Genomic DNA, 24096 nt, shown 5'->3' on the forward strand with positions numbered 1-24096 from the left:
GCATGGCGCACGACGGGATCTCCGTCTGCCTGCCTGGGCTCACAGGCCCGCCGAAGGGTGGGTGGCGGGAAATGCCCTGATTCTACGCCGCCGTAGACGCCAAGGGAAAGGCTGGTAGGCAACGCCCGGTGCGGTTGAGCGCTGTATCGCCCGGCGCGTCTTGGGCGATGTTCGATGTCAAAAGGCATACGCCAACTGTGCCCAGATACGTGGCTGGCGTTCGGTGTCGCTTTGCGCCGGGTGGTCGCCTACCTTCCAGCCGGCTAGCGCGCTGATGCTCCAGGTGTGATCTGACCATCCTGCGCCAACGCCTGCTGCACTGAGGCGGCGGGGCGTCGTGTCGGTGGCCAGGCCTGGTGTGTTCATCCGTGCTTCGCCGTGATCGGCGAAGGCGACCAGTTGCCAGCTGTCGCTCAGGGCGTAGCGCAGCTCGGCGCTGGCCAGCCAGCCTCTGTCGCCGTACGCGGCGGTCTGGTGAGTGGAGCGCACGCCGAAGACGCCGCCGATATAGAGCTTTTCCGAGTCGTCTAGATTGTCATCGCTCCACTGACCCTGGGCGCGAAGGTACAGGGCCAGGCGCCCGCCCAGTTGCTGTAAGCGTGCCAGATTGGCGCGCAGCACACTGAAGTGGCCGGCATCGGCCTTGCCGACCAGGGAGTAGGGCGAGCCGTCGATATTAAGGCTACCTTCGCTCCAGCTCAGCTCCAGGTTGGTGATGGCGCCGTTCAGCAAGGAATCATGGGCAGTGGCGGAGAGACTGTAGTTGAGCACGCGCGAGCGTTTCTCACTGTCGATGCCGAGCAGGCCGATCTCGTCCTGCAGGCGCTTGTCGTCGAACTGCAGGCGGGCCTCGAGGTTGAACGCCTGGTATTGCAGCAGTGGCTGAATGACGAAGGCACTGGCCGTGCGGGTTTTGCCTTTGGCGGCGAGTATTTCCAGTTCGTCTCCCAGTTCATAGGACAGATCCGAGAGGATTATGCCCAACCGGCTCGACCAGGGGCCGACTGCCAGGTGGTAGGCGCCCCAGTGATAATGGCCTTCCTCGGCCGAACCCATGCTGCGCAGGCTCAGCAGGTCACTCTGGTCGAGCAGGCCATGCAGATTGATGGCGCTGGCGAGCCGGCCCTTGTCGTCATGGCCACCGAAGTTATCCAGCGCCACGCCGCCGCTGAAGAACGGCATCGCGCTCAGGTCTTGCGGCGGTTGGTAGTGGGTGTCGCCCAGCGTCAGGCTGCTGCGTGACGGCAGATCGGCGATTTGCTGAAAGGGCAGCAAATCCGCCGCAGGGGTGTTGGCAAGGCAGGTGAACGGCAGCACGGACAATGCGTACAACAGGCGGCAAGCCATGCGCATGGAGGAATACCGGAATGATCGTCGGGAGCGAAGCTCAGGATGGCAGGAGTGAGCACGCGGTGGCGAGGCAAGATATGGCTTTGTGCTATCTGTGCGCAAGCTCCGCTGAGGTGAATCCGGGCCGCCCTCTGCGCATGGCAGCCCGGATTCACTAGATTCTCAGAAGAGCTCGCGGCTGAAGCTGCTCCTGTGGGGACACTGCTTTGCAGTGTGGGAGGGCTTTAGCCGCGGTGATTATGTTTTAGAAGAACCGCACCAGCTGTACCCATACCCGTGGACTGCGGTCGACATCGCTCTGCGGGTCGTCGTTGCCCAGCTTCCAGGCCGCCACCGCGTTGACCTGCCAGTCGTGCGCGGCCCAGCGTGCGCCTACGCCTGCCGCCGAGAGGCTGCGATGGTTTTCGCCATTGCTCCAGGTGTCCTTGTTCAGGCGTACCTGACCATGGTCGAGGAAGCTGCTCAGTTGCCAGGCATCGGTCAGCGCGTAACGCAGCTCCAGGTTGGCCAGCCAGCCCTGGTCGCCGGATGCCTCGCCCTGCGGATAGGCGCGCACGCCATAGGCGCCGCCGAGGCTGATCTTCTCCGAGCTGTCCAGGTTTCCGTCGGCCCACTGGCCCTGCAACTGGCCGTACAGGCTGAAACGGTCGGTCAGGCGTTGCAGGCGCACCAGGCTCGGATTGAGCTTGTGGAAGCGGCCCTGGGTGCCGGCTGTCAGGTCATCGATGGCCTGATTCAGCTCGCCGTCGATATTCAGGCTGCCCTGGCTCCAGGCCAGGGCGAAGCTGTTGACGCCACCGCCGAGCAGGTTGTCGCGGCTGTTGCCGTTGAGGGTGGCGATGACCACACGCGAGCGCTTGTCGCTCTTGCTGTCGAACAGATCGATATCGTCCTTCAGACGCTTGTCGTCGAACTGCAGCTGGGCGTACAGGGAGAAGTCGCGGCTGCGCACCAGCGGCTGAATGGCATAAACGCTGGTGATCCGCGCATTGCCGTGGGCCTTGAGGTCGCCGAAGTCCTTGGCCAGCTCGTAGTCCATGTCCGAATACGCCACGCCGACCTGGGTGGCCCATGGGCCAAGCGGCAACTGGTAGGCGATGCGCCCGTACTGCTGGTCTTCATCCGAACCCATGGCACGCAGCGACAGGCGATCACCCAGGCCCAGCGGGCTGTTGACGTTGAGCGTGCCGCCCAGGCGGTACTCGCCGGTAAAGCGGTTGCCGTAGTTGTCGGCATCGATGGAACCGGACAGCAGCGGGCCGGGCTGCACGTCCACCAGCAGGTCGGTGGCGCCGACCGAAGCGCCCGGCTTGAGGGTGGATTTCACTTCCACACCCGGCGTGTCGGCCAGCAGCAGCAGGCTGCGTTCCAGCGCTGCGGAACGTACCGCATCGCCCGACTTGAGTTGCGTGATCGGCGCCAGGGCGGCATCGCTGACCCGCGAGCTGTTGTTCAGGCCGACCTCGCCGTAACGGCCTTCCATCACCGCGATCTGCACCACGCCGCCGTCGATCTCCTGGGCTGGCAGGTAGGCCCGCGCCAAGGGGTAGCCACGCTCACGGTAGGCACGGGTGATGCGGTTGGCGCCGGCCTGCAGCTCGCCAAGGGAAACCGTGCGGCCTTGCAGATCGCTGAGTAGAACCAACAGCTCGTCGCTGGTGATGGCGCTGTTGCCCTGCAGGGTGAAACCGTTGACTTGCAGGCTCGGCCCGCTGGTGGTGGCCTCGGTTGCCGGCGCATCAGGCAGGTTCAGCTCCAGGCTCTGCTTGCCCGGCAATTGCAGCGGTTGCTGGTCGATAGTCTGTTGCGACTGGCCGGCGTCCGGCAGGGTGGCGGCCATCACGGACAGCGACAGCAGGGAAAGAGCGCTGCCGATCAAGGGGCGAACGAAACGCATGAATCAGATTCCTTCTGGCAGGCGGATGCCGTGGTTGATGACCTGCAGGTTCAGGTGTTCATCGAGTGGGGTGGTGACCAGCATGTCCGGGGTCAGGGCTTCGGACTCTTGGGGCTGCTGTTTGCTCTCGGTGGAAATGGCATAGCCGTTCGAGGCAAGTACGGCGAGATAGGGGATGTCGTTGCCGACTGTCAGAGTGCCCTCGACATAGGTGATCGAGTAGTTGTCGAGGCCGATACCTTTGGCATCGCTGGCCTCGATCAGATAGCTCCCCACCGCGGCAGTGACCTTCTCTCCTTCACTGGTAAGTGTGACACCAGTCACACTATCTCCACTGAAAAGGCCGTTGATCCTATAGTTGTTCAGGTTGGCAGTTTGGCCGACCGTCTTGCGGTCGTTATTGGCGGTGATGGTCAGCGCTGCCCGGGCAATATCCGCAGTGGTCGTAGCTGAGTCGTCGGCCAGGATGTAGTTGCCGGCGTCGGCGCCGCCGAGGGTGATGGCGGTGATGTTGACGTTTATGCCTTCGGCCGTGTTCTTGTTGACGAATGCGCTGCTGGCAGAAGCCACGGTCAAGTCATCATTGCCGAGGCGACCGGTGAAGGCTGCGTTGTCGGTGTTCAGGGTGGCGTCGGTGCTGCCATTGTAGATTCGGTTTTGCGCAATGATCCCAGTGACGGTACTGATGTTGGCCTTGCCGATGTTGGCGCTGGCGGTAGCGGTAGTGCTGGTCAGGCTGTAGTTCCCGGCATCGGCACCGCCGAGAACGATATTACTGACGTTGACGGTCTTGCCATCGGCAGCGTTCTTGTCGGCGAAGTGACCCGCTGGCCGAAGTCACGCTCAACTCGTCATTGCCGAAACGGCCGATGAAGCCGGCGCTGTCGGTGTTCAGGGTGGCAGCGGTCGTGCCATCGTAGGTGCGATTCTCGGCGGTGATCCCGGTGACGGCGCTGATGCTGGCCTTGGCGATGACATGGCTGCCCTCGACAACCTCGATGTCATAGCCCTGTTGACCGGAATACAAGCCGGTCAGCCCCAGGCCATAGGTGCCTGCATTGCGGGTGGAAACATTGGTGTAGCTGGCGCTGCCCAGCAGGCTGGCATTGCTGTCGGAAAGGTTGTGGCTCACGCCCGCGACTGTACTGCTGGTGCCGTCGTAGGTCTTGCCGGTTACATCGTTGACCGTGACGGTCACTGACTTGAGGAAGCTGCGTAGCAGCGGGCCGCTCTGGCCTTCGTAGATACGCCAGACGGCGTCCGTGCCACCCGTGCTGGTGAGATCCCAACCGCTGAACGTGGATGCCTGGCGCAGCTCGGCGTCGGATTTACTGGTGACACCTGTGGCATTTCCGATCCCTACGCCAACGGAAATGCCACTGGTTGCGCTGTTCCAGAAACTGTTGCTGATGGTGCCATTGCTCTGTCCGACCAGCCCGCCGACGACGTTGCCTGCCCCTGTCACGCTGCCAGTGGCATAGGCGTTGCTGATTTGGCCGTCGTTGTAGCCGACCAGCCCGCCTACGGAGAAATTGCCCGAAACGCTGCCAGTGGTGTAAGCGTTCTCTATTGTGCCGATGTTGTAGCCGACCAACCCGCCGACGTTGCCGTTAATGGCCGAAACGTTGTCCATGGTATAGGCGTTGCTGATTCTGATGCCGTTGTTGAACCCGACCAGGCCGCCGACGTTGCCTCTGCCTAACACGTTACCGCCCACCAACCCGATATTGCGGATCTGCCCACTGTTGCTGCCGATTCCAAAACCGAACAATCCGACGTATTCCGTATTGCTGCGATTGATGGTGAGCCCTTTAACGATATGGCTGCCGCCGTCCAGTTTTCCGCTGAATGGGTTATAAGGGCTATCCCCCACCGGCACGAAGCCTGCGGTGCTCCACATGCCGCTGGCGTTGCTGCCTGCCGTGGCGCTGGCATCGATGTCACCGGCCAGGGTGTAGCTGGCGCCGAGGTTGTAGGCCATCAGTTGCAACTGGTGGGCGTTGCGAATGCTGATGCTGTATTCACTGGCGAGGAATGGGCGGGTCTGCCCTTCGATCATGATCCACTGCGCGACACCATTGGCATCGCTGGCCGCGTAGACGTCGCGGGTGCCATTGACGAGAGCCCAGTTGCCCAAGGCGGAATAGCTGCTATGGGCGTAACGGTTGGTGTCAGTGATGGCAGTCGCTCCAGAGCTTGCGCCGTAGCTCTGTCCAGTGCTGCTGCGATCCCAGTAAGCGTTGCTGATGCTGCCAGGGTTGAATCCAACCATCCCGCCGACATAAGTGCCCTGCCCCCCGACGCTGCCGGTGGCATAGGCATTGCTGATGCTGCCCCCGTTTTGCCCGGCCAGCCCACCGACGTAGTCAGTCCCCGAGACACTGCCGGTGGCATAAGCGTTGCTGACACTGCCAAAGTTAGCTCCGACCAGCCCGCCAGCAGTGATGCCGCCACTCGTCACACTGCCGGTGGCATAGGCGTTGCTGATGCTGCCCGTGTTTTCCGAGACCAGCCCACCGACGAAGGTTGTACCCGAGACGCTGACGGTGGTGTAGACGTTGCTGATGCGGCCAGCGTTCCTTCCGGCCAGCCCGCCGACGGCGACCGCCCCCACCACGCTGCCCCCCACCAAACCAATATCGCGGATCTCGCTCTCACTGCCGGTGCGACCGAACAGCCCCACTAGCATGATGTCGGTGCGGTTGATGGTGAGATTGGCAAGGGCGTGACCCAGCCCTGCGAGACGGCCAGTGAATTCATTATTGGCAAAGATATCGCCCACCGGCAGCCAGTTGGCGATGCTGCTCAGGTCGATATCACTGCCCACGGCATAGTTACCGCTCAGGCGCTTGTTCATGTTCTGTAAATCAGCAGCATTGTTGACCACTGTGTAAGTGGTCTCAGCGCCCGTGGTGCCTTTTTGCGTGCTGAAGTTATTGCCGCTTTGCAGGTTGACGGGCGCCTTGATGCTGTAGTCCGCTGTGCCGCCATCGCTGCTGGCCTGGCCGTACTTCAGCGCGACCTTGCCATCCGCGTGCTGGGCGGTGATGGCGGCGTTGACGTTGATGTTGCGCTCGGCGTTCAGGGTGAGCGTATTGCCGCTGTCCCAGGTGATGGCATCGTTGACATGAATGTCGCCGTTCCCTCCCGCTGTGCCCATGGTCGCGGTCTGGATTTCGAAGTTGTTGTTCTGCACCGCCGCTGACACTGCTGCGCCGCTCATATCGCCGCCCGTGGCGGCGATGGTGAAGTCGTTGGGGTCGATCAGCCAGGTACCGGTTTTGCCAGTCGCTGCCTTGGTGGTGACTTTTGCACCGTCCGCCACCTTGACATGGGCGCCCGAGGTTTCGATAAAACCGCCGTTGCCGCCATTGGGTGCGCTGGCATCCAGGGTGCCGGCCACCTGCACGCTGCCGCCGTCAAAGCTGCCGAGCAGAACGATCTTGCCGTCCTTCTCGCCCAGGGTCTGCGCCTCGATCACCCCGGTGTTGTTGACCACGGTCTTGAGCAGCGCTTCGCTGGCATCCGCGGTCAGCAGCACCTGGCCGCCATCGGCCTTGATCAGCTTATGGTTTTCCACCAGCGCATCGACCACCGCCTCATCGACCTGAACGTTGAGCAGGCCATCGCCGGCAAAATCCAGGGTGACCTTGTTGCCTGCCGCCAGGGCCACGCTGCCCTGGTTGGCGACGATTACGCCGTTGTTGCTCACCGTGCCGCCGAGCAGGGCCACCGCGCCGCCGTCGGCGGCAGTGATCTTGCCGTTGTTGATCACGCTGGCATTGCTGCCGTTACCCTTGAACTGGTAGTTGCCGGCTTCGAAATCGTTATTGCTGATATCCAGCGTCGAGGCGACAAGGCCGCCGACATTGACCTGTGCGCCCTGGCCGAACAACACGCCATTGGGGTTGATGATAAATACCCGGCCATTGGCATCGAGCTGGCCCATGATTTTCGAGCCATCGGCGCCGAGCACGCGGTTAAGCGCAATCGAGTCGGTGCCGGGTTGGGTGAAGGTCACCTTGTTGCCCGCGGCGATATCGAAGCTCTGCCAGTTGATGGCCAGCTTGCCGGAGGCCTGGTCGATCATCAGCTGGTTGTTCGCGGGCGTGCCGATCTGCCCGTGGCCGGCCACCACCTGGCCACCGGTCGGCAGGTCGGCAGCGCACGCCATGATCGGCAGCAGCAAGGCTGCCGCGAGCACTGCGCCGGCGCCTTTGCCACGCCGACGAGCGTGCTCGTTGGCAACGCTCCAGGTGGCGAGACTTGGGTTCCAGACAAGAGCGTAGGTACGGTTCATGGAAACTCTCCAGAGCGATGAAAACCGACCAGGCTGCCGATGTGCTGGGCGACATGAAGCGAGTCGGGAGTGGATATGGTGTGCAGGCGAGCGCGGGTCTGCACCTCTGATAGTAGGCGCGTATTAGACGTGACGGTGTTGGCAATTGGCTATCACTGAAACTAGGTAATTTCGGCCAGAATTTGTTCTGGCCTAGTGAGGGCTGTTGTCGCAATCCCCTGCTAGCTATACCTGATTCTGGTGATAGTCGAATGCCACCAGTGCGTGTCAGACTCGCTGTCCTTTATCCACCTGCACGGAGCGCTGCCCGCCGATGTCGACCGCCAGCCTTCCTCCCGATGATGTTCTGCTGCCGGCACCGGTACTGGTTGTCGAGGACGATCCGTTGATGCGCCAGCGCCTGTCGCGGGTGCTCAGCGAGATTGGTTATGCGCACGAGGCGGTGAACTTCTCGACGAGCCTGGCCGATGCACGGGCGCATGTCCGCAGCCAGCCTGTGGCGATGGTGCTGGTGGATCTGGGCTTGCCGGATGGCAATGGCATCGAGCTGATCCATGAGTTGCGCGCGCTGGACCCGACCTTGTGGGTTCTGGTGATCTCGGCCTGGAGCACCGAGGAGGCGATTCTCGGTGCGTTGCGCGCCGGGGCGACTGGGTACGTGCTCAAGGAGCGCGATGACCTGGAGGTGAGCCTGTCGATTCGTAGCGTGCTGCGTGGCGGTGCGCCAATCGATCCGTTCATTGCCCGGCGTATTCTGACCTTGTTGCCAGCTGCGCCCCGGTCTAACGAGTTGGCGGAGATTGAAACGCTCAGCGCCCGCGAGAGCGAAATTCTCGAATTGGTTTCCCGTGGGTTGAGCAACCGGGAAATCGCCGAACAGTTGACCATTTCCCGCCATACCGTCGAATGCCATATCAAACGGATTTACCGCAAGCTGGCCGTCTCCTCGCGCACCCGCGCGGTGAGCGAAGCCCGGCAACGCGGCTTGTTGTCCTGACGCTGCTGCTCGTCCTGCTGCCATGGTTTTCCAGCCTGGCGCAGGCGAGCTGCCAGCCGCTTATCAGCAGCGTGATGGCGGCCCCCGAGCGGGCTGGTGATGGTGTGCGCCCGCTTGATGGCTGGCAGCCGGTGAGCCTGCCGGATCTATGGCAACGCCACTGGCCAGGCTTTCTCGGGCCGGTGTGGTATCGGCTGGATTGGCAGGCCGACTGCCCTGGCGAGCCGCTGGCATTGAATATCACGCGTATGGTCATGGCCGGCGAGGTGTGGCTCAACGACGATCTGATCTGGCGTGACGAGAGCCTGGTCGAGCCCTTGTCGCGTAGCTGGAACCTGCCACGCTACTGGCTGTTACCAGCCTCCGGCCAGCAGCAAAGCAATACCCTGTGGATTCGCCTGGTCGGCTCGGAGCATGCGGCGCCTGGTCTGGGTGCGGTGCGCCTGGGTATGTCCGAGCAGGTCTGGCCCGAGTACCGCCTGCAGTTGCTGCTGCAGCGCGAACTGATTTTCATCGGCCTGCTGATCTCCCTGGTACTGGGTGTGCTGTTCCTGACGTTCTGGCTGTTCCGCCGTCAGGAGCATGCTTTCGGCTGGGTCGCACTGGCTTCGCTGCTGTGGTCGTTCGGCATCCTCAATATGCTGCTGACCTCGTCCTGGCCGTTCGCCAATGGCGAGGTTTGGGATCGCCTCAGCCTGGTGGCGTTGTCACTGTATTGCCCGGCGTTCTGCATGTTCATCTGGTCGCTCGGTAGCATGCGTTTTCCACGCTTAGGGCGTGTGCTCTGGGGCGTGACTATCGTGCTGTGCATGGCCACGCTGCTGGTGCCGAAGGCGCAGATTTCGGTGCTGCAGATGCTCTCTGCCTTTGTCCTCAGGGCTGCCTTGCCCGTGGTCTGCCTGCAACTGCTGTGGCATGCCTGTCGTGCACGTGAGGCCTACCTGATCCTGCTTGGCACGTGCATCTTTGGAGGGACTGTCTTCGAGGTTCTGGCTTTTACTGGTGTTTTGGGTGTTCCAGGAGTCTACGCGCTTCTGTCTGCACCGTTGATGTCGATGGTGATGTTCCTGATCCTGGCCGCGCGCTTCTCCAGCAGCCTGCAACGCATCGAGCGTTTCAACGACGATCTGCAGGCCAGGGTCGACAGCACGCGCGCAGAGCTGACCCAAACACTACAGCGTGAGCACCAGTTGGAAGTCGACAACATTCGCCTCAACGAACGCCTGCGCCTGACCCACGATCTGCATGACGGTCTGGGCAGCTCGCTGATGCGCTCGATTACCACCATGGAACATGGTTCGGGGCTACGCGGTGAGCAGTTTCTGTCGGTGCTGAAGACCTTGCGCAGCGATCTGCGCGATGTGATTGACGGCTCCTCGGCGGTGCCCAGCTGGCAGTCACCGCAGGAGTGGCTGGCGCCGTTGCGTCGGCGCTTTATCGACCTGTTCGACGACCTAGGTATCGAGTCGCACTGGGATCTGCCGGAACACTGGCCGGGCACGTTCACGCCGCAACAGTTGCTGGCGCTGACGCGCTTTCTCGAAGAAGCCTTGACCAACGTGCTCAAGCATGCCGGTGCCTCCCGTCTGGAGATCGGCGTGCGCGCCGAGGCGGAGCATGGCCTGAGCCTGTGGGTTCGTGACAATGGCCGGGGATTCGCGGTGGATGAGGTACTTGCCGCAGGGCTGGGGATTGGCATGAGTAGCATGCGCATGCGCATCGAGCGCATGGGGGGGCAACTACGGATCGAGTCGGCCCCTGGTGAGACGCTGCTGACGGCGACTATCCAGGGCGACCAGGCGACTGCTCAGCACTAACCCCGCAGGATGGCAGTGGGGATCTGTTCCAGTGGTATCTCGCGGCTCACGGCGCCCAGTTTCATGGCCTCTCGGGGCATGCCGTAGACCACGCAACTGGCTTCATCCTGGCCCAGGGTGAGGGCGCCGGCCTCGTGCATCTCGCGCAAGCCGCGGGCGCCGTCGTCGCCCATGCCGGTCATGATGATGCCCGTGGCGTTGGCGCCTGCAGCGCGGGCCGTGGAGCGGAACAGAACGTCCACCGAGGGCTTGTGACGACTCACCGGCGGGCCGTCGACCACCTCGACCAGATACTGGGCGCCGCTGCGCTTGAGCAGCAGGTGGCGGCCCCCTGGGGCGATCAGGGCGCGGCCGGGCACCACCCGGTCGCCATGCCGTGCTTCCAGTACTTCCAGTTCGCAGAGGCCGTTGAGGCGTTCGGCGAAGGCAGCGGTGAAGCGTTCGGGCATGTGCTGGACGATGACCAGCGCAGGGCACACCCGTGGCAGGCGGGTGAGAATGTACTCCAGCGCCTGGGTGCCACCGGTGGACGTGCCGATGGCGACGACACGTTCGGTGGTGCGCGCCATGGCGCCCTGGCCCGGCGGCAGAATGACGTCTGCGCTGAGCTTGCTCTGCACGGGCGCAGGCGGCGCGGCCTTGTTCTTTACCAGGCGGCTGACATTGGCGCGTGCCGCCGCCTTGACGGCATTGACCAGGTCATCGCTGGCATTGACGAGAAACTTGCTGAGGCTGGCCTGGGGCTTGGTGACGATACTCACCGCTCCGGCGGAGAGTGCCTGCATGGTGGTAGTCGCACCTTTCTCGGTCAGCGTCGAGCAGATCACCACCGGCGTGGGGCGCTCGGCCATCAGCTTCTTGAGGAAGGTGATGCCGTCCATACGGGGCATTTCCACGTCCAGCACGATGACGTCAGGCCACTCGCGCTGCATCTTGTCGAGGGCAAAAAGTGGGTCGGCGGCGGTGCCGATGACCTGGATCGCCGGGTCGCTGGCCAGCACCGAGGACAGCACCTGGCGTACCACGGCGGAGTCGTCGACGATCATGACTTTTATAGGTTTCATGCGTATCGCTCTCAGGTGTGACCGGATACGGCTGTTGGCGCCGTTTGTTTCAAGGCCAGATGGCCACTCCAGATGTCGAAGATCAGGTTGCGATGACCGACACCTCCCACATGTTCGCCGTGGCAACTGAGTTTCTTCTCGGCGATTAGACGCCTGGCCATGTCAACGTTCTGTAGACCCACATGCCGGCGGTTGCTATTCATGAGCGCGGGAAACATATGCCCGCCCCCGAAGATGCGTGCCTGGTAGTCGGACACTTTCGTACCACTGAGGCCTATGGCTTCGCACAGCAGGTTCATGACCTCGTCGCCGTAGCGGCCGTCCGGATGGGCGGTTGGGCGGCCGCGTGTCGGCAACATGAAATGGCACATGCCGCCAAGGCGGGCATGGGGGTGCCAGAGCACCAGTGAAACGCAGGAGCCAAGCAGGGTTCGTACACGGGTGTAGGGGCCGCCGAAATGGTAGTCGCCGGGTTTCAGATAAACCTCGGCGATGGAGGGGGTGTTAGGCATCTGGTTTGCGGTAGATCGAAGGTTTGACGACCTTGAGCGTATCGTTGACGCCGTTCAGGCTCTCCGAGTGACTGATGAAGAAATGTCCGCCCGGGCGCAGGTGCTTGACCAGGCGAGCCACTACCTGGCGCTTGGTGTCAGCGTCGAAGTAGATCATCACGTTGCGCAGGAAAATTACATCGAACAAGCCTAGATCCGGTAGTGCGCTGTTCAGGTTGATCTGCTCGAAGCGGATGCGCTGGCGCAGCGACGGAGCGATCATCATGCGCCCCTGATTATCGTCGACGCCGCGCAGGCAATGCTTTACCAGCAGGTGGCGGGGGATGTTCTGGCTGTCTTCCAGGTCATAAACACCGCTGCGGGCATGCGCGAGGATGCGTTGGCTGATATCCGAGGCAAGAATCTCCCAGGGCCGTTCACCGAGCCGTTCGGCCAGCAGCAGGGCCAGGGTGTAGGGCTCCTCGCCGCTGGAACAGGCGCCGCTCCATATGCGCAAGGGCCGTCCGCTGGGAATGGTGGCGGGGTTCTGCAGCAGTTCGCGCAAAAAGTCGAAATGCTTGGGCTCGCGAAAGAAATAGGTTTCGTTGGTGGTCAGCAGATCCACGCAGGTCTGCAGTTCCGCCGCGTCTTTGCTTATGCGGTTGAAGTAGTCGCCATAGCTGGCCATGCCAAAAGAGCGCAGGCGCTTGTTCAGGCGGCCGGCCACCAACGGTTTCTTAGCTTCGGAAAGGTGGATGCCGGCAATCTCGTGGATCAGGTGGCGGAACTGGCCAAATTCCCGATCGGAAAGGGTGGCTTGAGTGGTTTCGCGCATATCAGCCCCGCGCGCCTTCGAGGCCATGCTGCTCGGCCTGGCTGAGCGCCGCATGTTCTTCAGCGGAGATGATCCGGCCGATATCGAGCATTACCACCAGCCGCTCATCGAGTTTGCCCATGCCACGAATGAAGTCGGCGCGGATGCTGCCACCGAAGCTGGGCGCCGGTTCGATCTGCTCAGCGTTCAGCTCGCGAACTTCGTTGACGGCGTCCACCACCATGCCGATCACCTGGGTGCCGGTCTGGTTGAGTATCTCCAGAATCACGATGCAGGTTCTCGGCCCGATGGCGGTGGCCCGGCCGCCGAAACGCTGACCGAGATCCATCACCGGCACCACCGCGCCGCGCAGGTTGATCACACCAAGAATGCTTGGCGGCATCATCGGCACCGTGGTCAGCCGGCCGTACTCGATAATTTCCCGCACGGCACGGATTTCAACCGCGAACAGCTCCTGAGCCAGGGTAAAGGTCAGGTACTGGCCCGACACCGCGGTAGCGTCGTCGAGCAGTCGGGTTTCGGCGCTCATGGCCTACTCCTGAAAGCGCACATAACCGGCCGGCAGGCCTGTTCCATGGCCCTGCTGGCCTTCGTCGCCGCGCAGTTGGCGAGCAGCATTGTTGCCACGGCTGTTCTGCTGTTTATTGCGGGGTGGGTTGGCGGTCGTGATGCGCTCGCCACTGCCGCTGAGGCGGAAGAAGTCCATCAGTTGCTGCAGCTGTTCGGCCTGGCCGCTCATTTCCTCGGCGGTGGCGGCGAGTTCCTCGGAAGCCGAGGCGTTCTGCTGGGTCAGCTCGCTGAGCTGGTTCATCGCCGTGCTGATCTGGTTGACGCCGCTGCTCTGCTCGTCGGAGGCGGCAGCGATTTCCTGTACCAGGTCGGAGGTCTTGGCGATGGATGGCACCATCTCGTCGAGCAGGGTGCCGGCACGTTCGGCCAGGGCCACGCTGTTCTTGGCGACTTCGCCGATTTCCTGAGCGGCTACCTGGCTGCGCTCGGCCAGCTTGCGTACTTCCGCGGCGACCACCGCGAAGCCTTTGCCGTGCTCACCGGCACGGGCAGCCTCGATGGCGGCGTTGAGGGCGAGCAGGTTGGTCTGGTAGGCGATGTCGTCGACGATGCCGATCTTGTCGGCGATGGTCTTCATGGCGCGCACGGTGTCCTTGACCGCCTGGCCACCTTCACCCGCTTCGTTGGCGGCCTTGCTGGCCATGCCATCGGTCACCCGGGCGTTCTCGGTGTTCTGCGAAATGGAGGCGGACATCTGTTCCATCGAGGCACTGGTTTCTTCGACCGAGGCCGCCTGTTCGGAAGCGGCCTGGCTCATGCTCTGGGCGGTCGAGGAAATTTCCTCGGAGGCGCTGGACAGCGAGTCAGCGGAGCCACGGACTTCGGCAATGATCTGCGTGAGCTTCTCGCTCATATTACCCATCGATTTCAGCAACTGGCCGGTCTCGTCGCGAGCGGTGCTGTCCAGTTTCACACGCAGGTCACCTTCGGCTAGCAGGTTGGCGGCTTCCACCGCGCGGCTGAGTGGGCGGGTGATGCTGCGGCTGATCAGTAGACCGAGAACGATACCGATCAGCAGGCCACCGATGATGACCGCGATCATCATCGTACGGCTCTGCAGATACAGCTCGGTGGTCTTGTCGTTGGCGATCCGGGCGTTGTTTGCCTTGTCTTCCGAGAGTTCGCCGATGATCTCATCGAGCTTGTCACCCTTTTCCCGTACCAGTGCCAGCTGGCGCTGCAGCTCCGGGTTCTCCGCGTACAGCTCCTGTGCTGCTGCGGTTTGCAGGGCCAGGGCCATGTTGCGCTGATACTCGACCCAGATGGTGTCGATTTCCCGGAAGCGTTCGAGGGAGCGCTCGTTGTAGAACAGCTCGCGGGATTCATCGATGTTCTTGCGGGCGGCCTCACTGTAGCGGGCGATATCGGCGAGGATGCGCTCGCGATCCTGCTCGGTTGTCGCCAGCAGGAAGTTGGAACGGGCACGGCCGATGAAGATGATATTGAGGTTGGCTTCCTTGATCTTGGAAAGCCCGACCAATTCCTTCTCGTACATGTTGTCCGCAAGGTCGTTCATGGTGGACGTATTGGCCAGGCCGATCATGCCAACCACGGCGCTGATACTGGCGACCAAGATGAACGCGACGATGAGCCGGGTACCGATCTTGAAATTGCTGAGCATGCTGGAGATCCTTTCGAATGGGAGAGTCGCTAGTGAGATCAAGGCCGTACGGTTCTGCCGACGTCGCTGGTGGTTGAGGTGCCAAGTGTTTCCAGATCGAGTACCTGGTCGAGTGCCAGGAGCGTGACGAAACGGTCGTCCAGACGAACGACACCCGTGATGAATTCGCTGCGCAGATGGCTGCCGAACGCCGGTGCCGGCTGGATCTCGTGCGGGCTGATCTCACGTACTGCGCTGACCGCATCGACCAGCACCCCGAGAGGTTGCGGGCGATCTTCGTCGGGTACGTCGAGGATGATGATGCAGGTGCGTTTGCCGAGCTCGGTACGCTTGCCGTTAAAGCGCGCCAGAAGGTCGATCACCGGCACCACGGCACCGCGCAGGTTGGTTGCGCCGCGTACCGTGGCCGGCATGCGCGGCACCGGGGTGAAGCGGGTGTACTCGAGAATTTCCCGTACGCTCAGGGTGTCGACGGCGTAGTGCTCGCCAGCGAGGATGAAGGTGAGGTACTGGTGCGCGGTTGACTCGTGCCCAAGTGTTGCCATGTTCATGCTTCTAGCCTCGCCCGGCGCGGGGCTTCCGGGGTGCTGGTGAGTTGGGTGAGCAGGCTGGGAATGTCGAGGATCAAGGCCACCGCGCCGTCACCGAGGATGGTGAAACCGCCGAGCCCCGGGCAGCTGGAGAACACCTTGCCCGGTGGCTTGATCACCGTCTGGAATTCACCGAGCAACTGATCGACGACCAGCCCGGCTCGCAGACCTGCCTGTTGCACCACCACCACGCTCTCGCGCCGCGGTGCCGGGCTGTCGTCCTCGAACAGCTCGCGCAGGCGGACGATGGGCAGCATCTGTCCGCGCAGTTCGAGATGCCCGCGTTCCAGCAAGGTGTCGGCCTGCAGCTCGATGCATTCCTCCACCAGCTCCAGTGGAATCACGTAGCCGGCCTGGCCGACGCTGACCAGGAAACCGTCGATGATCGCCAAGGTCAGGGGCAGGCGGATACGGATGCGTGTGCCCTGGCCGAGGCTGCTGTCCAGCTCGATGGTGCCACGCAGGGCGGCGATGTTGCGCTTGACCACGTCCATGCCGACGCCGCGTCCGGACAGGTTGCTGACCTGCTCGGCGGTGGAGAAGCCGGGCTCGAAGATCAGCGCGAAGATTTCCTTCTCGGTCAGCGTCTGGCCTTCGCCGACCAAGCTGCGTTCACGGGCTTTGGCGAGGATGCGCTGTGAGTCGAGGCCGCCACCGTCGTCACTGACCTCCAGGATGATGCTGCCGGCATCGTGGTAGGCGTTCAGCGAGACGTTGCCCTGGGCGGGTTTGCCTCGTGCCAGGCGCGTGTCGACCGGTTCGATGCCATGATCCATGGCGTTGCGTACCAGGTGCGTCAGCGGGTCGGTGATGCGTTCGACCACGGTCTTGTCGAGCTCGGTTTCCCCGCCGCTGATGGACAGGGCGATGTCCTTGCCGAGCTCGCCGGATACGTCGCGCACCACGCGCTGGAAGCGGTTGAAGGTGCTGCCGATCTGCACCATGCGCAGCGGCAGTGCCGAGTCGCGCACTTCCTCCACCAGGCGTGACAGCAGCTCGGTGGCTTCGAGCATTTCCGGGTGGCCGCAGTTCTGCGCGGTCATCCGTGCGCCGGCACCGGCGATGATCAGTTCGCCCACCAGGTCGATCAGCCGATCCAGCTTGCCGGCATCGACACGGATCAGGCTGTTCTCGTTGCTGCGGTTTTCCTTGATCTGCTGTTGCTTGTGCAGCGCGGCGGCGATCACCGGTGGTTGCACCAGGCTTTCTTCCACCAGCACTCGGCCGATCGGGCGCGGTTCGTCGCGCTCCTGACCCTGCACCTGGGTGTGCAGCACGTCCTGCAGTTCGCTAGCGGTCAGGGTGCCGCAGCGCATGAGAATTTCGCCCAGGCGCATGTCTTCTTCGGGGAGGGCGCGGATCAGCTCCAGGTACTCGTCCGACTTGCTGTTGGGCGGCAGGATACGGATCAGGCTGTCTTCACGGACGAACTCGAAGGCACCGTCGATGGTGGCCTTGTCGGCGTCACTGGCAAAGGCGACCTCGAAACCCAGGTAGCAGGTTTCCGGATCCATCTCGGCGGCTGCGGGGATGCGATCAAGCAGCGGCACGATGCTGATGATGCGGCCAAAGGTATTCAGGTAGCGGAACAGACCCAGCGGATCCATGCCGTTGCGCAGGGTGTCGGGGCCGAAGCGCAGGGACAGGTGCCAGTGATCGGCACCCACGCCCGGGCCATGGCCGCGTTCGATACGCGTGGCGGCGGTCAGCACCTGCTCGGTGCCGGGCGCAGGTGGCAGATAATGTGTGAGGCGTTCGGCCAACTGTTCGTGCAGCGCCTGAGTGTCGGGCTCCATGTTTGCCAGATCGATGCCGTCGTCGACCAGCGCAACCAGGCGCGCCAGGTGATCGCCTACCTGCAGGAAGAGGGCGGTCATCTCCGTGTCGAAGTGCAGCTCGCCGGTGCGTACGCGGTCGAGCACGCTTTCGGCGATATGGGTGAAGGCGACGATCACGTCGAGGCCGAACAGCCCTGCCGAGCCTTTGATGGTATGCGCCGCACGGAAAATGGCATTGATGGTGTCGGCATCGCCCGGGCTGTTTTCCAACTGCAGCAGGGCTTCTTCCATCTGCTGCAACAGTTCCTGGCTTTCGGCGATGAAGATCTGCAGCACTTCGTCCATGTCCATGGTGACTACTCGCTCGCCGGCTTGATCAGAATGGGGTCACCGAAAAAGGTGCCGAGCCCGCTCAGCTCGAAGGCCTCGATCACTGCCGGGCTGTGGTTGGTCAGGCGCAGGTCACAGGTCATGCGAGCCGCTTCCTGCTTGGCCAGAATCAGTAATTGCAGGCCTGCGCAGTCCAGTTCGTCGACGGCACAGAGATCGAGCTCCACTTCCGTGTCCGGCGCGAGAACCTGCATCAACAGCTCCATGTGTTCGGCCGCGCTGTAGATGGTCAGGCCACCTTCCAGTGGCAGGATGCGGTAGAGGCTCTCCGCCGGCGCGTCGGTCATGGCAGGATCAGCTTGGACACGGCAGTGAGCATCTGCGCCGGCTGAAAGGGCTTGACCACCCAGGCCTTGGCGCCGGCTGCACGGCCTTCTTCTTTCTTCGCTTCGCCAGCCTCGGTGGTGAGCATGATCACCGGGGTGAACTTGTAGGCGGGCATCTGCTTGACGTTCTTGACGAAGGTGATGCCGTCCATGTTCGGCATGTTCACGTCACTGATGATCAGGTGAACCTTGCGACCGTCGAGTTTTGTGAGGGCGTCCTTGCCGTCACAGCCTTCGATGACCTGATAGCCAGCCCCCCTGAGCGTAATGCTGACGACCTGACGGATGGAGGTGGAGTCGTCGACGATGAGTACGGTTTTGCTCATGGGGGAACCTCAGAAAAACGTGATTTCAGAATCGTTGCGCTTGGTGGAGCTGTCGCCGCGATGCACGTCGTGTTGCTCGGGCATGGTGTAGGTCTGCGCCAGTTCATACAGCCAGCGATCAACGTCCAGGGGCTCTGGGGTCAGGCCCTGGCGGCGTTGGGCGTTGCGCTCATGGAGGTGGGCGAGCAGCTTGTCCTGGTCGCCGGCGATATGGCCGAGCATCTGGCTGGTACGGTCCTGGAACTGCAGCGCCACCAGCACTTCGGCGATGTCCTGAGCGACCGCTTCGCTCTGCGCGCGCATCGTTTCGTTGTGATTGACGATGTCGGTGGCGTTCTGGTTGAAGCGGTTGATCACCCCGGCGATCACTTCGCTGGCCTTGTTCAGGGTGGCGGTGTCGGTCTTGGTGTATTCCTGGGAAATGTCCAGGGTCTTGTGGATGGCGTCGTTGACGATCACCACGGTTTCGCCGATGCGCTGTCCGGTGTCGCCCGACATCGACGAGAGCTTGCGCACCTCGTCGGCGACCACGGCGAAGCCACGGCCGCTTTCGCCCGCACGGGCGGCTTCGATGGCCGCGTTGAGGGCCAGCAGGTTGGTTTGTTTGGCGATGTTGGCGACATCCTGCGCCATGTCCTGCAACTGTTCGGTGAAGGTGGACAGTTGCATCACTTCCCTGAGCAGCGATTCCTTGCTGGCCAGTGCTTCGCGCAGGGCCAGGACGATCATGTCCAGCTCGTACTCACAGGTCGACAGCAGCGCCACCAGGCGTTTGCCGGCCTCGCGCTCGGTGTTGCCGCCCAGGCTGTTCTGGATACGGGTTGCCAGTTGGGCAAAGCGTTCGCTGAGGGCGCTGATGGATTCTTCGGTGTGGCTGCGGGCCGTCTGGATCTGCTGCGACCAGAGCGGCAGCGTTTGCTCACACAAATGATCGAGGTTGTCGACTTCGCTTGGCTCGGGCGTTTCGTGAGTTTGGGGGGGCTGTTGCACTGAGGCATTGCCTTGCAACACCAGAATCGCCACAACACCCACCACAATCAGGGCGGCCAATGCGGGCAGCGTACCCAGTGTTCCCTGGCCAACCAGTAGTACGGCGGCGCTGCCGATGACCAGAATCAGCAAGGGGGCAATCAGGTGATGGGTTCGCTCGCGCACTTCTTTGCTCCGCGGTGGGCTGGGATCAGGCTCCACGGAACGGGGATCGGGCGGGGGCTTCCTGCGCAGTGACCAGTCATTCCTTTGGACGCCCGCAGCATGCATTAACCTTCTTTGCTGAGGGCATCAGGATTTGCTGGTTTATTGGCGCCAAAATTCCTGCATAAAGATAGGGATATTCTTATCAGATATCGGATTCAGGTGAGATTTGAGGCGAACTTGATCAAGTCTGCGTTACTGGAGAAAGACATTTTCTCCATCAGATTAATCTTATGCGTACTGACCGTTTTATTGCTGATCATCAACTGCTCCGCAATGTGATTCACGCTCAGGCCTCCGGCAAGTAGCCGCATGATCTGGAACTCTCGGTTGGTGAGGCTGTCGAGCCCGCTACGGGTGGACGGTTTGAGGCTGCTCAACGCGATGGGCTCGATCAGCTCGGGGTCGATGTAGCGGGCGCCTGCGCTGACTTTTCTCACCGCATCAATGAGCACTTCCGGTGATTGGCTCTTGGTCAGGTAACCGCCGGCTCCGCAGCGCAGCACGCGCATGGCGACCTGGGGATCGCTGTGCATGCTCAGCACCAGAATCGGCAGGACCGGGTAGTGGTGATTGATACGGGTGATCAGCGCCTCTCCACTCAGCCCGGGCATGCTGATGTCGAGCAGCAGCAGATCCACCGCCGTGACGCGCAGTTGCTCTAGCGCCTGCGGGCCATCCGCTGCTTCTGCGGCGATGTGGATATCGTCATACAGCTCGAACAGGCGTTTCAGCCCTTCGCGCATGATCATGTGGTCGTCAGCGATCATCAAGTTGATCATGGAGAGGTCACTTAAGAGCGGTTTTTTACCGGGAATATTGCCTGCACGATGGTGCCCTGGCCTGGGTGACTGAAGATGATCACTGGCCCGCCAAGGCGCTTGCCGCGCTCGCGCATGCCGGATAATCCGGTGGAGTCCGGCATTGTGTCGCTGAGGGTGAAGCCGCAGCCGTCATCCGAAATTTCCAGCACGTAATCGCTGTCACGTTGCTCGAGGCTGACCGCGGCCCAGCTGGCGTTGGCGTGGCGCAGGATATTGGTCAGCGACTCCTGCACAATGCGGTACAGGTGCGAAGCCTGGTCGGGGTCGAGCTCGATCGGTTTGGAGGGCAGGCTGCAGCGGCAGGCGATTCCAGACAGCTGCCGGAAGTCCTCGGTAAGGTTCTGCAGGGTGTTTTCCAGATCCTGACGCAAGCGCCCGATGGGGCCGCCGAACTGGACGTCGCGTATGGCATCAATGGCGCTGTGAGAGATGCTGATCAGCTGAAGAATCTGTTCGTTGAGGTCGGGGCGTTCCCGATGCAGGTGGATGCGCAACACGCCCAGCCCCTGTTGCAGTGCGGTCAGCTGCTGGCCCAGCTCGTCATGCAGTTCGCGTGCGATCCGCTTGCGCTCCTGGGCTCTGGCCACGGCGTACAGCTTGGCCCGGTGTTTGCGGCGGCGGGCGGCATCGGTGTCCTCATTCTGCTGTGTCCTGCCATGGTTGCATCGTTGGGAGAGCATCGTTGCGTCGTTCACGTTGGATCTTCTCTCTTCTTATGACGGGGTACCGGCGCTCGGCCACCGAAGCGTATGCGACGTGGTTGAGTGGAATTTCCGATACGGTAGTGCTGGCAAAAGATATAGCGAGCGGCGCATGTAAAGGCGGGACGCTCTCCAGCGATCAACCCGGCTTGATTACTGCTGAGGCGCGACCTTCTCACTGCGTGAGGCCGAGCCGTACCGGAAGCGGAGATCACTGTTGCACCCGAACGATCGAGTTTGCGCTGGCTCGCTGCTTTGCCTGCCAGTCAATCACGGGCCGTGTCGTCAGCAGTATCTGCTGGCGCACGGGTGACCACTGCATGCCGAAGGTGGAGCGAGTGCAGTGACTATCAGGCGCCGGGCGCTGCGGGAAGAGGAGTAGATCATCGGAGTATGAACTCTGTGCTGATGAGAACTTAGCATATCGTCCACGCCGTCCGTGGTGACAGAAGAAGATGCATCATCACGCGAAGCCTGGGTTTCAGACCTGCCCAGCAAAGACCACGCTCGGCTCCTGGGGTTCGGTGGCGCCCTTAATTCATCGTCGATTTTATGCTTTGCGCGCCCATCGTCGGCGATAATCAGCCTTTTATACGGCGCTTTGCAGGGGGCGCTCGACGCCTGCCAGTGTCAATCCGTATCCGCTGGCAGGCGCAGGCTCGTCAGCTGTTGGGCAGCAAACGCACCGTCATGCTCTTGATGTAACGGGTTTCGCCGATAGCCGGATGCACCGGGTGATCCGGGCCCTGGCCGCCGCGTTCGAGCAACTGGATGTTGCGATCCAGATGGCGAGCACTGGTCAGCAGGATGTTCTGCAGATTGTCTTCTTCGAGGTGCATCGAGCAGCTGGCGCTAACCAGGATGCCGTCCTTGTTGAGCAGGCGCATGGCGGTTTCGTTGAGGCGGCGGTAGGCGGCCTCACCGTTCTTGATGTCCTTCTTGCGCTTGATGAAGGCGGGTGGGTCGGCGATGACCACGTCGAAACGCTCTTCGGCTGACTTGAGCTCGCGCAGGGCGGCGAACACGTCACCTTCCACGCAGGTCATCTTCTCGGCAAAGCCGTTGAGCGTGGCGTTACGCTCTACACCGTCGAGGGCGAAGGCGGAGGCGTCCACGCAGAACACCTCGCTGGCGCCGAACGCCGCAGCCTGCACGCCCCAGCCACCGATGTAGCTGAACAGGTCGAGCACGCGCTTGCCTTTGACGTAGGGTGCCAGGCGCGCACGGTTCATGCGGTGGTCATAGAACCAGCCGGTCTTCTGGCCTTCGATCACCGGCGCTTCGAACTTCACGCCGTTCTCCTCCAGGGCGACCCATTCCGGCACCACGCCGAACGCGGTATCCACATAGCGCTCGAGGCCTTCGGCGTCGCGTGCGGCAGAGTCGTTCTTGAGCAGGATGCCGCTGGGCTTGATCACCTGGATCAGCGCCGCCAGTACGTCATCCTTGTGGCGCTCCATGGTCGCGGAGGCCAGTTGCACTACCAAGATGTCGAAGAAACGGTCGACCACCAGACCCGGCAGCAGGTCGGAGTCGCCGTACACCAGGCGATAGCAGGGTTTGTCGAACAGCCGCTCGCGCAGGCTCAGGGCCACGTTGATGCGGTGCACCAGCAGGGATTTGTCCAGCACGTGCTTGACGTCACGGGACAGCAGGCGGGCGCAGATCAGGTTGTTCGGGCTGAGGGCGACGATGCCCAGCGGCTTGCCGCCTGCCGCTTCGAGGATCGCCTGGTCACCGGCCTCGAAGGCGTTGAGTGGCGTGACGGCAACATCGATCTCGTTGCTGTAAACCCATAAATGGCCGGCGCGCAGGCGTCGGTCGGCATTGGCTTTCAGGCGCAGGCTGGGCAGGGACATGGTGGGCTCCGTCGAGAAAAACGCGCATTCTAAACGAGCAGCCCGTCGGGTGCTTGGTGGCAGGTGAAAAAGCTGGCAGCCGCGGATCTGCTTTGTCCCAGTGCTCGGCCTGTTCTATGTCGCTTGGTCTTTTTGTTTAGCCTTTATCGATGACCGGTAGATTTACTCTGTAACCGCCGGGCAAAAGTCATCTACCACAGGGTAAACTGTGCGCTCCATCACCTTTCATGCCCCGCCGCCCCTATGGAAAAAGAACTCTCCGCCGAGCAGATCCAGACGTTTCTGCAGGGCATCAGCGTGCCGCCGCAACCGCAGATCATGGTTGATCTGCAGTTCGAGCAATACATGCCCAATCCGGATCTCAAGGCCATTGCGCGGCTGATCAGTCAGGATCCGGGGCTTTCCGGTGCCTTGCTGAAGATCGTCAACTCGCCGTATTTCGGCCTGGCCAACCGCATTGGCTCGATCCAGCGAGCGGTCAATCTGCTGGGCAGCCGCTCGGTGATCAATATGGTCAACGCGCTGTCGATCCGCGGCGAGATGACTGACGACACCATCGTCACCCTCAACCGCTTCTGGGATACCGCCCAGGATGTCGCCATGACCTGCCTGACGCTCGCCAAGCGCATCGGCTACGAGTCCGTGGACGAGGCCTATACCCTGGGCCTGTTCCACAACTGCGGCATTCCGCTGATGCTCAAGCGCTTTCCCGATTACATGACGGTGCTCGAAGAGTCCTACGCCAGTGCGAGTGCCGAGCGCCGCATCGTCGACACCGAGAATCGCCTGCTCAATACCAACCACGCGGTGGTCGGCTACTACACGGCCAAATCGTGGAACCTGCCTCTTCATCTGTGTGATGCCATCGCCAATCATCACAACGCTCTGGCCATCTTTGCCGATGACAACGACCGTGATGCACAACTGAAAAACCTGCTGGCGATCCTCAAGATGGCCGAGCACATCTGCCGCAGTTATCAGGTACTGGGCAACCAGAGTGAAGATCACGAGTGGCAGAGCATCGAGCCGCTGATCCTCGATTATGTCGGGCTCTCCAATTACGACTTCGAGAGCCTGCGCGAGAGCATTCGCGACCTCGGCGCCGCCTGATCCGCCCCGCGCCCGACAGTTGACGTCACGACCTGGCAGCCCCTAGGGTGCTGCCT

General features: G+C 62.1%; 19 protein-coding genes and 2 pseudogenes. 3 read left to right on the forward strand and 18 right to left on the reverse strand.

Features of this window, described 5'->3' with window-relative positions:
• Nucleotides 1-177: 177 nt before the first annotated feature.
• From ACZ0AI_RS18365 to ACZ0AI_RS18385, 5 genes and pseudogenes are all read right to left on the reverse strand, one after another.
• Nucleotides 178-1353, reverse strand: coding sequence for a ShlB/FhaC/HecB family hemolysin secretion/activation protein (locus ACZ0AI_RS18365; RefSeq protein ID WP_463563110.1), 1176 nt, complete (start codon nucleotides 1351-1353; stop codon nucleotides 178-180).
• A gap of 241 nt (nucleotides 1354-1594) precedes the next feature.
• Nucleotides 1595-3247 carry a ShlB/FhaC/HecB family hemolysin secretion/activation protein gene (locus ACZ0AI_RS18370; protein ID WP_463563111.1) on the reverse strand — a complete coding sequence of 551 codons (1653 nt, stop codon included), beginning with the start codon at nucleotides 3245-3247 and terminating at the stop codon, nucleotides 1595-1597.
• A gap of 3 nt (nucleotides 3248-3250) precedes the next feature.
• On the reverse strand, nucleotides 3251-3715 hold the full coding sequence (locus ACZ0AI_RS18375; protein WP_463565968.1) for an MBG domain-containing protein: 465 nt from the start codon (nucleotides 3713-3715) through the stop codon (nucleotides 3251-3253).
• Nucleotides 3710-4024 (reverse strand): annotated as a pseudogene (locus tag ACZ0AI_RS18380) (YDG domain-containing protein); the annotation flags it as partial. The gene ACZ0AI_RS18375 and the pseudogene ACZ0AI_RS18380, both read right to left, overlap by 6 nt.
• Nucleotides 4020-7547, reverse strand: coding sequence for a two-partner secretion domain-containing protein (locus tag ACZ0AI_RS18385; protein ID WP_463563112.1), 3528 nt, complete (start codon nucleotides 7545-7547; stop codon nucleotides 4020-4022). The gene ACZ0AI_RS18385 and the pseudogene ACZ0AI_RS18380, both read right to left, overlap by 5 nt.
• 313 nt (nucleotides 7548-7860) lie before the next feature.
• On the opposite strand from ACZ0AI_RS18385, the gene ACZ0AI_RS18390 reads away from it, so the two are divergent.
• Entirely contained in the window at nucleotides 7861-8544 is a 684-nt protein-coding gene (locus ACZ0AI_RS18390) for a response regulator (protein ID WP_463563113.1), read from the forward strand.
• Nucleotides 8545-8618: 74 nt separating this feature from the next.
• Nucleotides 8619-10361, forward strand: a complete 1743-nt coding sequence (locus ACZ0AI_RS18395; protein WP_463563114.1) for a sensor histidine kinase — start codon at nucleotides 8619-8621, stop codon at nucleotides 10359-10361.
• Here the strand turns inward: ACZ0AI_RS18395 and ACZ0AI_RS18400 are convergent.
• The 13 genes and pseudogenes from ACZ0AI_RS18400 to ACZ0AI_RS18460 all read right to left on the reverse strand — a co-directional run bounded on the left by ACZ0AI_RS18400 (nucleotide 10358) and on the right by ACZ0AI_RS18460 (nucleotide 22930).
• Nucleotides 10358-11425: a protein-glutamate methylesterase/protein-glutamine glutaminase gene (locus tag ACZ0AI_RS18400; RefSeq protein WP_225836457.1), complete on the reverse strand. Its 1068-nt coding sequence runs from the start codon at nucleotides 11423-11425 to the stop codon at nucleotides 10358-10360. The two genes, ACZ0AI_RS18395 and ACZ0AI_RS18400, sit on opposite strands and share 4 nt — an antisense overlap.
• 11 nt (nucleotides 11426-11436) lie before the next feature.
• Nucleotides 11437-11937 carry a chemotaxis protein CheD gene (locus ACZ0AI_RS18405; protein ID WP_463563115.1) on the reverse strand — a complete coding sequence of 167 codons (501 nt, stop codon included), beginning with the start codon at nucleotides 11935-11937 and terminating at the stop codon, nucleotides 11437-11439.
• Complete coding sequence (locus ACZ0AI_RS18410; protein WP_463563116.1) at nucleotides 11930-12751, reverse strand: CheR family methyltransferase; 822 nt, start codon at nucleotides 12749-12751, stop codon at nucleotides 11930-11932. The genes ACZ0AI_RS18405 and ACZ0AI_RS18410 overlap by 8 nt, the downstream gene beginning before the upstream one ends.
• A gap of 1 nt (nucleotide 12752) precedes the next feature.
• Nucleotides 12753-13280, reverse strand: coding sequence for a chemotaxis protein CheW (locus ACZ0AI_RS18415; protein ID WP_463563117.1), 528 nt, complete (start codon nucleotides 13278-13280; stop codon nucleotides 12753-12755).
• A gap of 3 nt (nucleotides 13281-13283) precedes the next feature.
• Complete coding sequence (locus ACZ0AI_RS18420; protein WP_225836446.1) at nucleotides 13284-14942, reverse strand: methyl-accepting chemotaxis protein; 1659 nt, start codon at nucleotides 14940-14942, stop codon at nucleotides 13284-13286.
• Between the two features lie 38 nt (nucleotides 14943-14980).
• Complete coding sequence (locus tag ACZ0AI_RS18425) at nucleotides 14981-15493, reverse strand: chemotaxis protein CheW (protein ID WP_225836443.1); 513 nt, start codon at nucleotides 15491-15493, stop codon at nucleotides 14981-14983.
• Nucleotides 15490-17661, reverse strand: coding sequence for a chemotaxis protein CheA (locus ACZ0AI_RS18430; RefSeq protein ID WP_463563118.1), 2172 nt, complete (start codon nucleotides 17659-17661; stop codon nucleotides 15490-15492). The genes ACZ0AI_RS18425 and ACZ0AI_RS18430 overlap by 4 nt, the downstream gene beginning before the upstream one ends.
• A 5-nt stretch (nucleotides 17662-17666) precedes the next feature.
• A complete protein-coding gene (locus tag ACZ0AI_RS18435) occupies nucleotides 17667-17987 on the reverse strand; it encodes an STAS domain-containing protein (RefSeq protein ID WP_463563119.1) in 321 nt (106 codons plus the stop codon).
• Complete coding sequence (locus ACZ0AI_RS18440; RefSeq protein ID WP_225836435.1) at nucleotides 17984-18352, reverse strand: response regulator; 369 nt, start codon at nucleotides 18350-18352, stop codon at nucleotides 17984-17986. The genes ACZ0AI_RS18435 and ACZ0AI_RS18440 overlap by 4 nt, the downstream gene beginning before the upstream one ends.
• A gap of 9 nt (nucleotides 18353-18361) precedes the next feature.
• Nucleotides 18362-18976: pseudogene (locus tag ACZ0AI_RS18445) on the reverse strand (methyl-accepting chemotaxis protein); the annotation flags it as partial.
• 728 nt (nucleotides 18977-19704) lie between these two features.
• Complete coding sequence (locus ACZ0AI_RS18450; protein WP_463563120.1) at nucleotides 19705-20328, reverse strand: response regulator; 624 nt, start codon at nucleotides 20326-20328, stop codon at nucleotides 19705-19707.
• 11 nt (nucleotides 20329-20339) lie between these two features.
• Nucleotides 20340-21065 (reverse strand): sensor histidine kinase, encoded by a 726-nt coding sequence (locus ACZ0AI_RS18455; protein WP_463563121.1) that lies wholly within the window; start codon nucleotides 21063-21065, stop codon nucleotides 20340-20342.
• Between the two features lie 668 nt (nucleotides 21066-21733).
• Nucleotides 21734-22930, reverse strand: coding sequence for a class I SAM-dependent rRNA methyltransferase (locus tag ACZ0AI_RS18460; protein WP_463563122.1), 1197 nt, complete (start codon nucleotides 22928-22930; stop codon nucleotides 21734-21736).
• Nucleotides 22931-23227: 297 nt separating this feature from the next.
• Between ACZ0AI_RS18460 and ACZ0AI_RS18465 the strand changes: the two genes are divergently transcribed.
• Nucleotides 23228-24040 carry an HDOD domain-containing protein gene (locus ACZ0AI_RS18465; protein WP_463565969.1) on the forward strand — a complete coding sequence of 271 codons (813 nt, stop codon included), beginning with the start codon at nucleotides 23228-23230 and terminating at the stop codon, nucleotides 24038-24040.
• Nucleotides 24041-24096 lie beyond the last annotated feature (56 nt).

The sequence above is a fragment of the Pseudomonas sp. AC355 genome (assembly GCF_979258205.1).

Coding starts and splice junctions, on each gene's coding strand:
- ACZ0AI_RS18365 (WP_463563110.1), bottom strand. CDS start 1,353: ATGCGCATGGCTTGCCGCCTGTTGTACGCATTGTCCGTGCTGCCGTTC.
- ACZ0AI_RS18370 (WP_463563111.1), bottom strand. CDS start 3,247: ATGCGTTTCGTTCGCCCCTTGATCGGCAGCGCTCTTTCCCTGCTGTCG.
- ACZ0AI_RS18385 (WP_463563112.1), bottom strand. CDS start 7,547: ATGAACCGTACCTACGCTCTTGTCTGGAACCCAAGTCTCGCCACCTGG.
- ACZ0AI_RS18390 (WP_463563113.1), top strand. CDS start 7,861: ATGTCGACCGCCAGCCTTCCTCCCGATGATGTTCTGCTGCCGGCACCG.
- ACZ0AI_RS18395 (WP_463563114.1), top strand. CDS start 8,619: ATGGCGGCCCCCGAGCGGGCTGGTGATGGTGTGCGCCCGCTTGATGGC.
- ACZ0AI_RS18400 (WP_225836457.1), bottom strand. CDS start 11,425: ATGAAACCTATAAAAGTCATGATCGTCGACGACTCCGCCGTGGTACGC.
- ACZ0AI_RS18405 (WP_463563115.1), bottom strand. CDS start 11,937: ATGCCTAACACCCCCTCCATCGCCGAGGTTTATCTGAAACCCGGCGAC.
- ACZ0AI_RS18410 (WP_463563116.1), bottom strand. CDS start 12,751: ATGCGCGAAACCACTCAAGCCACCCTTTCCGATCGGGAATTTGGCCAG.
- ACZ0AI_RS18415 (WP_463563117.1), bottom strand. CDS start 13,280: ATGAGCGCCGAAACCCGACTGCTCGACGACGCTACCGCGGTGTCGGGC.
- ACZ0AI_RS18420 (WP_225836446.1), bottom strand. CDS start 14,942: ATGCTCAGCAATTTCAAGATCGGTACCCGGCTCATCGTCGCGTTCATC.
- ACZ0AI_RS18425 (WP_225836443.1), bottom strand. CDS start 15,493: ATGAACATGGCAACACTTGGGCACGAGTCAACCGCGCACCAGTACCTC.
- ACZ0AI_RS18430 (WP_463563118.1), bottom strand. CDS start 17,661: ATGGACATGGACGAAGTGCTGCAGATCTTCATCGCCGAAAGCCAGGAA.
- ACZ0AI_RS18435 (WP_463563119.1), bottom strand. CDS start 17,987: ATGACCGACGCGCCGGCGGAGAGCCTCTACCGCATCCTGCCACTGGAA.
- ACZ0AI_RS18440 (WP_225836435.1), bottom strand. CDS start 18,352: ATGAGCAAAACCGTACTCATCGTCGACGACTCCACCTCCATCCGTCAG.
- ACZ0AI_RS18450 (WP_463563120.1), bottom strand. CDS start 20,328: ATGATCAACTTGATGATCGCTGACGACCACATGATCATGCGCGAAGGG.
- ACZ0AI_RS18460 (WP_463563122.1), bottom strand. CDS start 22,930: ATGTCCCTGCCCAGCCTGCGCCTGAAAGCCAATGCCGACCGACGCCTG.